This window comes from Herbiconiux sp., assembly GCF_023264855.1.
GTDB lineage: Bacteria > Actinomycetota > Actinomycetes > Actinomycetales > Microbacteriaceae > Herbiconiux.
The window spans coordinates 1-10,803 of record NZ_JAHFUW010000080.1; the positions used below are offsets into that span (position 1 = coordinate 1).

At 70.6% G+C, this 10,803-nt stretch carries 11 protein-coding genes; 6 read left to right on the top strand and 5 right to left on the bottom strand.

All coding sequences use genetic code 11. The features are described from left to right. From Q0D75_RS20320 to Q0D75_RS20335, 4 genes are all read left to right on the top strand, one after another. Nucleotides 1-773: ABC transporter permease subunit (locus Q0D75_RS20320; RefSeq protein WP_291057582.1), on the top strand; the 773-nt coding region annotated here is incomplete at its 5' end. Continuing rightward, a complete protein-coding gene (locus Q0D75_RS20325; RefSeq protein ID WP_291057584.1) occupies nt 773-1,651 on the top strand; it encodes an ABC transporter permease in 879 nt (292 codons plus the stop codon). The genes Q0D75_RS20320 and Q0D75_RS20325, both read left to right, overlap by 1 nt. A gap of 14 nt (nt 1,652-1,665) precedes the next feature. Next, nucleotides 1,666-2,502, top strand: coding sequence for an ABC transporter ATP-binding protein (locus tag Q0D75_RS20330; RefSeq protein ID WP_291057586.1), 837 nt, complete (start codon nt 1,666-1,668; stop codon nt 2,500-2,502). A gap of 2 nt (nt 2,503-2,504) precedes the next feature. Further along, on the top strand, nt 2,505-3,590 hold the full coding sequence (locus tag Q0D75_RS20335; RefSeq protein ID WP_291057588.1) for a zinc-binding dehydrogenase: 1,086 nt from the start codon (nt 2,505-2,507) through the stop codon (nt 3,588-3,590). 15 nt (nt 3,591-3,605) lie between these two features. On the opposite strand, the gene Q0D75_RS20340 is transcribed toward Q0D75_RS20335, so the two are convergent. Then, a complete protein-coding gene (locus Q0D75_RS20340; protein WP_291057589.1) occupies nt 3,606-4,085 on the bottom strand; it encodes a MarR family transcriptional regulator in 480 nt (159 codons plus the stop codon). 132 nt (nt 4,086-4,217) lie between these two features. Between Q0D75_RS20340 and Q0D75_RS20345 the strand changes: the two genes are divergently transcribed. Continuing rightward, nucleotides 4,218-5,447: a hypothetical protein gene (locus Q0D75_RS20345; protein WP_291057590.1), complete on the top strand. Its 1,230-nt coding sequence runs from the start codon at nt 4,218-4,220 to the stop codon at nt 5,445-5,447. A 71-nt stretch (nt 5,448-5,518) separates the two neighbouring features. Here the strand turns inward: Q0D75_RS20345 and Q0D75_RS20350 are convergent, their stop codons facing one another. The 3 genes from Q0D75_RS20350 to Q0D75_RS20360 are packed head-to-tail and all read right to left on the bottom strand — an operon-like array spanning nt 5,519 to nt 8,588. Beyond that, nucleotides 5,519-6,577 (bottom strand): alpha/beta fold hydrolase, encoded by a 1,059-nt coding sequence (locus Q0D75_RS20350; RefSeq protein ID WP_291057592.1) that lies wholly within the window; start codon nt 6,575-6,577, stop codon nt 5,519-5,521. A gap of 5 nt (nt 6,578-6,582) precedes the next feature. Beyond that, the gene (locus tag Q0D75_RS20355) at nt 6,583-7,833 is read right to left on the bottom strand and encodes an acyl-CoA dehydrogenase family protein (RefSeq protein ID WP_291057594.1); all 1,251 of its coding nucleotides are present in this window, start codon (nt 7,831-7,833) and stop codon (nt 6,583-6,585) included. 47 nt (nt 7,834-7,880) lie between these two features. Next, nucleotides 7,881-8,588: an SDR family oxidoreductase gene (locus Q0D75_RS20360; RefSeq protein WP_291057596.1), complete on the bottom strand. Its 708-nt coding sequence runs from the start codon at nt 8,586-8,588 to the stop codon at nt 7,881-7,883. A gap of 229 nt (nt 8,589-8,817) precedes the next feature. Here Q0D75_RS20360 and Q0D75_RS20365 point away from each other — a divergent pair, with 229 nt between their 5' ends. Next, nucleotides 8,818-10,269: an amidohydrolase family protein gene (locus Q0D75_RS20365; protein WP_291057598.1), complete on the top strand. Its 1,452-nt coding sequence runs from the start codon at nt 8,818-8,820 to the stop codon at nt 10,267-10,269. A gap of 88 nt (nt 10,270-10,357) precedes the next feature. Here the strand turns inward: Q0D75_RS20365 and Q0D75_RS20370 are convergent. Further along, on the bottom strand, nt 10,358-10,803 hold a 446-nt coding region (locus tag Q0D75_RS20370), incomplete at its 5' end, for an aminotransferase class III-fold pyridoxal phosphate-dependent enzyme (protein WP_291057600.1).

Consider the following 10,803-nt stretch of genomic DNA (forward strand, 5'->3'; position numbering starts at 1 on the left):
GCACCGCGCTCTGGCGCGGGCTCGCCGGCGTGGCCGGCCTGATCGTGTTGCTGGAGATCGTCTCGCGCTCGGGCCTGGTGAATCCGGCCTTCCTGCCGCCCTTCTCCCAGGTGCTCACCAAAGCCGTGCTGCTGTGGGGCGAGGAGCAGTTCCGGGCCGACGTGCTCGCCACACTCGTCACCTACCTGCTCGGCATGCTGATCGCGAGCGCGATCGCCCTGCCGCTCGGCATCGCCCTCGGCCTGGTCGCGCCCGCCTACCGGGCGGCGCGCGCCATCGTGGAGCTGATGCGCCCCATCCCGCCGGTGGCGCTGGTGCCGCTCGTGCTGCTGGTGCTCGGCGCGGGCCTGGAGATGAAGCTCGTGATCGTGGTCTTCGCCGCGATCTGGCCGATCATGTTCAACACCCTCTACGGCGTGCACGACGTCGATCCCTACGCCAAGGAGATGGCGCGCAGCTTCGGCGTGAGCCGCTTCGGCGTGGTGCGCCGGGTGGTGCTGCCCTCGGCGGCGCCGTTCGTGGTGACCGGCATCCGGATCGCCTCCTCGATCGCGCTGATCGTGGTGATCACGGTGGAGCTGATCGCCGGCGGCGCCCAGGGCATCGGCGCGTTCATCTCGCGCGAGCGGGCGTTCAGCGACGCCGACTCGTACCTGGCGGTGCTCGCCGCCACCGTCACCGCCGGGGTGCTCGGCCTCGTGATCAACCTGGCCATCGGCGCCGTCGAGCGCCGGTACTTCGGCTGGGACGCCACCACCCGGGAGGCGAACTGATGACCGCGACCACACCGCGATCCGGGACGGGCCGATCCGCGTCGGGCCGATCCGGCAGCGCCCGGGCCGCATCCGCCGGCCGCCCGCGGCACGCCCGCAGCGCCCTGGTGGGCCTGGCCTCCGTCATCGTGCCGCTGGTCGTGCTGGTGGCGCTCTGGCAGCTGGGCACCACCCTCGCGCCCTCGCCGTTCTTCCCGCCGCCGGTGGCCATCGGGCAGAACCTGGTCGCGCTGCTGTTCGGCGGCCCGGCCGTGGTGACGCCGGTGTTCGTGAACGACTTCCTCTCCACGGTGGGCCGGATGCTGCTCGGCTACGCGATCGGCTGCGCCTGGGGCGTGGTGGTGGGCACCGCGATGGGCCTCAGCCGGGCCTCGCGCGAGACGGTCACACCGATCGTCGAGTTCCTGCGCTCCATCCCCGCCACGGCGACCCTGCCGCTGTTCATCATCCTGCTGGGCGGCGACGACGACATGCGGGTGGTGTTCATCGCCTACGGGGTCTCCTGGTTCGTGCTCATCAACACCGCCTCGGGTGTGGGCTCCATCCACCGCACGATGCTCGACCTCGGCCGGGTGTTCCGCATCTCCCCGGCCCGCCGGCTGTTCTCGATCGTGCTGCCGGCCGCGAGCCCGAAGATCTTCGCGGGTCTGCGGATCGCCAGCACGGCCGCGCTGCTGCTGGCCATCGTGTCGGAGTTCATCCTGGCCACGAACGGCATCGGCTTCCAGCTGATCCAGGCCCAAGGGCGTTTCCTGCTGCTGGACATGTGGTCGTGGATGCTCGCCCTGGCGCTGCTCGGCCTGCTGCTCAACTCCCTTCTCGACCTCGTGGAGCGCCGGGTGCTGTCGTGGCACCGGCTCTCCCGCCAGAAGATCTGAAAGACGGTGCACCGATGACCGACACCACGACCACCCCGCCCTCCTCCGCCCCGTCCCCCTCCGGCGTGCCCGGCACCCCCGGTGCCGCTGTGGTGGTGGATCACGTCTCGCACACCTACGGTCGCGGCGAGAGCGCGCACCACGCCATCCGCGATCTCGCCTTCGAGGTGATGCCGCAGGAGTTCGTCTCCATCGTGGGCCCCTCCGGCGCCGGCAAGACCACCCTGCTGCGCACGCTCGCCGGGCTGCTGCAGCCGAGCGAGGGCGCCGTCTGGGTGAACGGGGTGCGCAACACCGGAGTGCCCGCCGGCATGGCCATGGTGTTCCAGGACTACAGCCGCTCGCTGCTGCCGTGGCTCTCGGTGGAGAAGAACGTGGCCTTCCCGCTGGCCGGCCACTCCTCCGCCGGCGCCCGCAAGGAGCTCGTCGACGAGGCGCTGGAGGCCGTCGGGCTCCGCGGCTTCGAGAAGCGCTACCCCTGGCAGCTCTCCGGCGGCATGCAGCAGCGGGTGGCGATCGCCCGCGCGCTCGCCTACCGGCCACGCCTGCTGCTGATGGACGAGCCCTTCGCCTCGGTCGACGCACAGACCCGCGAGGGCCTGGAAGACCTGGTGCTGCGCATCCGGGACCGCTACGAGATGACCATCCTGTTCGTCACCCACGACATCGACGAGAGCGTCTACCTGGCCGACCGGGTGCTCGTGCTCTCCCGCCCGCCGGCGACGCTGGTGGAGGACATCCGGGTGCAGCTGCCCGAGCCGCGCGACCAGATCACCACCCGCGAGAACCCCGACTTCATCCGGTTGCGCGGGCATGTGGCTCGGCTCATCCACGGCGCACCGGGGCACTGAGGATGCGTACCCGCGCTGCGGTGCTGACCGACTTCGACAGCCCCTTCCTGGTGGGCCCGATCGACCTGGCGGAGCCCGGCCCGGGGCAGCTGGTGGTGCGGATGACCGCCGCCCCGTTCTGCTCCACCGACTGGATGGGCTGGCGCGCCATGCGCCGCAAGGTGCCGCCGGTGGTGCTGGGGCACACCGCCGTGGGGGTGGTGGAGCACCTCGGCGAGGGCGTCACCGGCCTCGCACCGGGCGACCGCGTGGTCGTGGCCGGCACCCCGCAGTGCGGGGAGTGCTTCTACTGCGGCATCGGGCGGCCGGACCAGTGCTCGGTGCTGATGGACCAGGGCGACCCCGTGGTGGCCGCCCTGCCCGACGGCCGCGAGGTGCGCGCCGCCGGGCGGGTGGGCGCCTACGCCGAGCGGATGCTCGTGCAGCGCATCCAGGTGCACCGGCTTCCCGAGGGGCTGAGCGACGAGACCGCGTGCCTGCTGGGCTGCGGCGTCTCCACCGCGCTCGGCGCCGTGTTCCGCATCGCCGAGGTGCAGCCCGGGCAGTCCGTGGCGGTCGTGGGGCTCGGGCACCTCGGTCTCTGGGCGGTGCAGGGCGCGCGGCTGGCCGGCGCCGGGCTCGTCATCGGCATCGACGGGCATCCCGGGCGGCGCGAGCTCGCCCGCGCGCTCGGCGCGAGCGACACCGTCGACTCGGCACGGCACGATCCGGTGGCCTCCGTTCAGGCGCTCACCGAGGGGCGCGGCGCCGACGTGGTGATCGAGGCGGCCGGGCCGGCGCTCGCCACCCGCCAGGCGGTGCTGATGGCGCGGCGGGCCGGCACCGTCGTGCTGGCCGGCGTGGCGCACTCCGCCACCGAGGTGGAGCTGCCGCAGCTGCAGCTCACCGTGCACGGCAAGCGCATCCTGGGCTGCCAGAACGGCCAGATCCGTCCCGATGTCGACATGCCGCGGTGGATCGGGATGCTCGGCTCGGGCGAGCTCGACGCCTCGCCGTTCATCACCCGGCGGTACGCGCTCGGGGAGATCGACACGGTGGCCCGGCGCTCGATGGCGCTGGACGACATCACCGGCGTGCTGACGGCCTGAGGTGTTTCGCCGATCTCAGTCCGTCGTCGCGGTGCCGGCGGCGGCGAGCTTCTCGGCGATCTCGCCCAGCACCTCCACCGCGATCGCGAGGCGCTCGTCGTCGGCGGTGGACAGGGGGGCGAGATGCTCGGCCCAGACGCGCCGGTAGCCGGCCAGGTTCGTGACCGCGAGCTCGGTGGGGAAGACCCGCACCTCACGGCCGTCGGCCTTGGCCCCGTCGTCCTGCGACGAGCCCTTGCGGGCCAGCCCCTTCTCCACCAGGGCGGCGATGCGCGCGCTGGTGTTGCTCTTGTGCTGCCCGTAGGCCCGCGCGATCTCGGTGACGGTCACCCCCGGGTCCTCCATCAGGATGCGCATGATGTCGGCTTCGGAGCGGGTGATGTGGATGAGGCCCGCGTGGGGAACGGTGACCTCGCGCTGCAGGTAGCGGAAGGAGTCGATCACACGCTCCCCGAGCTCACCGAGGAGGTCGGAGCGGGGCCGAGAGCCGGTCATCCGATGAGTGTATCCCCGCCCCGGTGCCGGCGCTTGCAGGCGTGCCGCGCGGTCTATATAGTTATAGTTACTATAATCACCTGGTCGATACCGGGTGCCGGAACCGCAACGACGCGAATCGGAGACGCCCGCATGTCCCTCCTGCACGACCCCCCGATCACGAAGACGCCCACGCCCGACGAGCTCGTCGACTACGCGCGCGGGCTCCGCGACCGGCTGCGCGAACTGCAGCCCGAGCACGCGAAGCTCGGCACCTACTCGGCCGAGATCCACGAGGCCTTCGTGGCCGGGCGGCTCTACGACATCCTGCGCCCGAAGAGGTACGGCGGCCTCGAGCTCGGCCTCGAGACCTACTTCCGGGTGGCGGTCGAGATCTCCCGCGGCGACCCGGGCGTGGGCTGGTCGTGGGAGCTCGGCTCCAGCCACGCCTACCAGTTCGCCTCGCACTTCCCCGAGCGCGCCCAGGAGGAGGCCTTCGCCTCGGAGCCCTTCGTGTCGGCCTCGCGAGCCTTTCCGCAGAAGGCCGTCGTCACGCCCGTCGAGGGCGGCTACCGGCTCACCGGCCGCTGGGACTACAACAGCGGATGCACCTTCAGCACGCACTTCATGCCGGTGGCGATGATCGAGCAGGAGGACGGCCGGAAGCTGCCCTACATGTTCATCCTGCCGCGTGAGGACTTCACGATCGTCGACGACTGGGGCGAGGGCCGCACCATCGGCCTGCACGCCTCCAGCTCGAACTCGATCGAGATCGACGATGCCTTCATCCCCGCCTACAACGCGGTGCCCTTCGACTTCAAAGACATCGAGTGGGGCTCGGACGGCACCCCCGGCTACCAGCTGCACGGCAACCCGCTCTACCTCGGCCGCACCTCGTCGATCTTCATCGCGGGGCTCACCCAGACGATGGTGGGCTGCGCGCTCGCCTGCCTGGACGAGTACGAGCGGCTGATGGACCGCGGATCGAGCTTCCCGCCGCGCATCCCGCGCAGCCAGTCGCCCGAGTACCAGCTCTGGTACGGCAAGGTCACCTCCCTCGCCGAGTCGTCGCGCACCCTGCTGCTGGCCGCGGTGCGCGAGTTCGAAGAGCTCAACCAGGCCTGGGTCGACGGCGGCCCCGAGTTCACCACCCGCGACGACGTGCGCATCCGCGGCCAGATCGTGCAGGCCGCCCGCCTCGCCCAGGAGGCCATCGACGTGGCCTTCAGCACCGCCGGCACCAGCTCGGCCGGCCTCGCCGGCGCCCGCCTCGGCAAGTACTACCTCGACGCGGCCATGTACCGCACCCACATCGGCGCCCAGCACGACGTGCTGCTGGCCTCCCTCGGCCGCGTGCTGCTCGGCCAGCCCCTCACCATGTGAGAGGTCGGCCGACGCGAAAGCGCCCGCCCCGCGTGAGCGGTGGCGGGCGCTTCTGCGTGCGCGCCGAGGGGTCAGCGGATGCGCGCGATCCAGTCCAGGATCGGCACGATCGCCTCGTCGGAGTTCTTCTCCAGCATCATGGCGTGGCCGTTGCCGCGGGCGCCGTGCTCGCCGAGGTTCAAGAACTCGGCGGATCCGCCGGCCGCGTTCACGTAGTCGACCATCAGCGGGGCCCAGGCGGTGAACGGCGAGGTCTCCCCCACGACCACCACCACGGGTAGTCCCACCAGGTTCGGCAGGGTGTGCGCGCCGGGCGTCTCGGTGACGGCCTTCTCCAGCGCCGCGGCATCCGTCACCGGTGGCTCGTAGGTGAGCGGCGCCGCGGCGATGCCCCAGTCCAGGCGGGTGCCCGGGCCGAACTCGTGGAACGGCGGGCCCATCGGCTCGATCGCGACGTGCGCCTTCACCAGGTCGGGTCGGGCGTCGGCCACGAGCCAGCCGGTCGGGCCGCCGGCCGAGTGCGTCACGAGCACGGCCGGGCCGATGCGGTCCAGCAGCCGGCTGATGCGGTCCTGGTCCATCCGGTGCGACTCGGCGAGGTCGGCGGGCAGGAAGCCCATGCCGCAGATCAGCTGGTCGAGCATCGGATCGCCGATGCCACCACTCCAGAGCGACTGGTCGTGACCCTCGATCTCGGTGTCGAACAGGCCCATGGCCATCTCGTAGCTGAACTGGGCGCCGAGGGCTCCCACGACATCCGGATGCGCCCACGAGCGGCCGTGCGCCGGCCGGTCGACGAGATACACCAGGTAGCCGGCGTCGACGAACGTGTCCGACCAGCCCGGGCGGCCGTCGGGCGTGCCGCGCCAGTCGGTGATCTGGCCGCCACCGCCGTGCACCAGCACGAGCGGGTAGGGGCGCGTGATCTCTTCGGGCGCCTCCCACTCCACGAACAGGGGGGCGCGCTGCACGGTGCCGCGCTCGCTCTCCACCCGCTCGCCGGGAATCCAGAAGTGGCCCCGACGCACCGCCCGCACGGGGTAGTGCGCGAACTCCGCGGGGAGGGCGGCGGGGGTCGTCTCAGCGGTGGCCGTGGCCGCGGCGGCCGGCTCGGCAGTGGTCTGCGTCACCTCGCTCACATCACGCCCAGCGTCTGGCGGGCGATCAGCTGGAAGGTCGCGTCCCGCAGCTGCGGGTTGCGGTGACCGGCGGCCTGCGCCATGTCGCGGAAGATCTGCTCGAAGCGCTCGCCCTTCTTCGAGGCGGAGGCGCCGATGGTGCGGTAGAGGTCGCGCTCCACCACCTCCCAGCTCTGGATGATGACCTCGCGGCCGATCGCGCCGAGCACGGCATCCGTCTCCTGCGAGAACGGGGCGATGCCGGCCACGTTGTCGGCCGCGGCGTCCTGCCACATCTCCAGCGCCTTGAAGGTGGCGGCCTCGCAGGTGGCGAGCTTCGCGATGGCGCCCCCGTAGTAGCGCAGGAAGTCGGGGTCCTGGCTGCGCATCACGAAGGGCGGGATGGTGGTCTTGCGGGTGGTCATCAGCGCCGCGTACTCGTCCAGCGCCCCGTAGGCGCCGCCGACGCAAAGCGCGGCGAGCGCGAGCCCGAACGAGCTCATGTGCCGAGCGGAGTACATCGCGTTGCCGTAGGCGAGGGATCCGGGGCTGTCGCCGTCGAAGGCGTAGTCCATCAGGTCGGCGTCCTCCACCAGGAAGCGGCCCGGCAGGAACGAGCCGTCGAAGCGGATACTGTTCGACCCCGAGGAGCTGAGGCCGATCATATTGCCCCAGTCGTCGAGGATCTCGAAGGTGTCCTTGGGTGCGATGTAGAGGCCGAACCGCGGTCCGCCCTGCTCGGTCTTGCCCGGCAGGATGCACTGGCCGAGGAAGTAGGTCGACCACGGGATGCCCGAGCAGTAGTTGACCACGCCGTTCAGCTGCCAGCCGCCCTCGACCGGGGTGGCCTTCACGGTGGGCGCGTACATCGACGCCGCGCGGAAGTCGCCGCCGGCGTACACCTCGGCGTGGATCGCCTCGGGGAACCAGTTCGCGAACATCAGGGCGTGGTTGGCCGAGAGGCAGAAGCTCCAGCCGATGCCCATGTCGGCACGCGCGATCTCCTGCACCACCTTGAAGAAGGTCACCGGCGGCACCTCCAGCCCGCCGTGCTCGCGCGGGATGTACATGAGGTAGAAGCCCTCCTCCTCGAAGCGCCGGTGCAGCGCCTCGGGGATGTGGGTCTCGGCCTGGCCTTCGGCGGTGTACGAGATGATCTCGTCCCGCATCGCGCGGGCCGCGGCCACCAGCCGGGCCTCGAGGGCCTTCGGGTCGTCGAGGATCTCCCGATAGGTCTCTCGGGCGCCGGCCACCTGGGTGTCGGTCATCGTGCGTTCCTTTCGTCGTTGAAAAGGCACCCCCTGCGGGTGTCGGATCAGGTGATCGACCAACCCCGGTCGACATAGAGGTTCACGGCGGAGACGCCGCGGTTGCGCAGCAGGAACTGCGTCGCATCCACGACGTCCTCCATGGTGGCGAGCTTGCCGCCCGGAGTGCGGCTCTCGTAGCCGTCCAGCACACCCTCGGGCTTGTTCGCCCAGAAGGGGCTGTCGCCGATGATGCCGGGGTGCAGGGCATTGACCCGGATGGGGGCGAGTTCCAGGGCGAGCGTGTTGAGCAGGCCCGTGACGCCGCCGTTGATGGAGGAGACGGTGGTGGAGCCCGGGTACGGCAGGTCTTTCGCCCGGCCGCCGAACAGCACGATGCCGGTGTCGACACTGGGCTCGAGCCGGTCGAGCAGTGCGTGCACGGTCTCGGCGTAGCCGACGAGCTTGAGGGTGACCAGACGGATGGCGCGTTCGATGTCGTAGTCGCGGATGGTGTTCTGGTCGCGCTCGATGGCCGCCAGCACAAGGCCGTGCACCTGGCCGACCGACTGCAGCTGACCGGCGATCGTGCGCGGCTCGGAGATGTCGAGGGCGATGCCCGTGGCCGAGGAGCCGAGGCTCGCGGCGATCTCCTCGGTGCGCGCCTGGTCGCGGCCGGTGATGACCACCCGGTCGCCGCGCTCGATGGTGTCGCGGGCAATCTCCAGCCCGATGCCGGAGGTTCCGCCGACGACGACGATCGTTCTTTCGGTCACTGTGTACAGCCCTTCTTCGCGCCCAGTGGTTCTACATACTATAACTAAATCCCACCGGATTTTGTCTGACAATTTAACAAAGCAACACTGGACAATATGTGCAGCGTTGCTTAACCTGAGTCAAGTCGGGCGGTGGGGCGAAGTCAAGCGGCGCAGAAGCCGTGACCACCCTCCGACTACACGCGTGAGCGCGTGACATCAACGCCAGTCAAGGAGGATGAGCGCCTACATGTCCAGCACCCCGAAGCCGCAACCCGGCCAGCCCATCGTTTTCCGCAACGGCATCGTCTTGACGATGGACGATGCGCACACCGTCATCCCGCGCGGAGACGTGCTCGTCGTCGACGGGAAGATCGCCGACGTCGGCGTCGACCTCGCCGCGCCCGACGGATCGTTCGAGATCGATGCCAAGGGCGGCATCCTGCTCCCCGGTATGGTCGACACCCACCGGCACATGTGGCAGAGCGCGATGCGCGGCTACGGCGCCGACTGGACGCTGACGCAGTACTTCGTCTGGTACTACCTCGAGCACGGCATGAAGTTCCGTCCGCAGGACGTCGCGGCCGGCAACCTGATCTCGGCTCTGGATGCTGTGGAGTCCGGCGTCACCACGAGCGTCGACTGGTCGCACGGGCTGCGCACCCCCGAGCACGGCGAGGCCGCCCTCGAGGCGCTCGCCGGCTCGCCCGGCCGGTTCGTGTTCGCCTACGGCAACCTCGCGGCCGCTCCCTGGGAGTGGACGCAGGACCCGGAGGTGCGCCGCCTGGTCGAGCGCGCCCGCGACGACTCCCGCCTGTTCGGCGCCCAGCTCGCCTTCGACGTGCCGGCCGCCGAGGAGGAGTTCCCCGAGCGCCTCGCGTTCCAGGCCGCCCGCGAGCTCGGCGTGGGCGTCACCACGCACGCCGGCGTCTGGGGAGCCACGAACGACACCGGCATCCGCCGGATGTACGAGAACAAGGTGATGGATCCGGGCACCGTCTATGTGCACGCCGCGTCGCTCAGCGACGAGTCGTACCAGATGATCGCCGGCACCGGCGGAACGGTGTCGCTCTCCACCGAGAGCGAGCAGACCTGCGGCCAGGGCTACCCGCCGGCGCACGCGCTGCGCCGGCACGGCATCCAGGCCTCGCTGTCGGTCGACACCAGCGTGTGGTTCAGCGCCGACATGTTCGCCGCGATGCGCGCCACCATCGGTGCCGACCGGTCGCTCGAGCACCTGCACGCGCACGCCAAGGACGAGACCATCACGCACGCCCTGCTGCGCGTGGAGGACGTGGTGGACTGGTCGACCCGCGGCGGCGCGAAGGCGCTGGGCAAGTTCGATCAGATCGGCAGCCTCGAGAAGGGCAAGCTCGCCGACATCGTGCTGATCAAGAACGACGACTCGCCCACCATGAGCCCGATCCTGAACCCGTACGGCCACGTGGTCTACCAGGCCGGTCGCGGTGACGTGCACACCGTCCTGGTGGGCGGCGAGGCCGTGAAGTTCGACGGCAAGCTGACCGGTGGGCACCTGCCCGAGGTGAAGGCGAAGCTGGAGGACACGGTCTCGTACCTGCAGTCCGAGCTCGGCGACGCCACCTGGGCCTCCGGCATGAACCCGGAGATCCCCGAGGTGGAGATCCTCTCGAACCCATACCAGTACCTCAAGGACGACGCGGCGCACACGCACGCGCACTAGCGCCTGCACACCGCACAGACGAGGGCCCGGTAGCGATACCGGGCCCTCGTTCGTGCGTGCGGGCGGCCGGGCCGCCGCCGGGCTCGTGCTAGGCGGAGAGCTCGGCCAGCTTCTGCTCGATCACGGTGGCGGCGTCGTCGATCAGCGCCTCGCTGATCACGACGCTCGGCAGGAAGCGCAGCACGCTGTCCCAGCTGCCCGCGTCGAGCACGATGACGCCGTTCGCCGCAGCGTGCTGGATGACGGCCTTGAGCGCCTCGGGGTTGGGCTTCTTGGTGCCGGGCAGCACCAGCTCGACCCCGATCATGGCGCCCTTGCCGCGCACCTCGCCGACGATCGGGAAGCGCTCGGCCCAGTCGCCGATGCGCGCGAAGAAGGCGCGCTCGACACGCTGCGCCTCGGCGATCAGGTCGTCGCGCTCGATGATGTCGAACACCGCGAGCGCCGCGGCCGTGGAGACCGGGTTGCCACCGAAGGTGCCGCCGATGCCACCGGGCTGCACGGAGTCCATGATCTCGGCGCGGCCGGTGACCG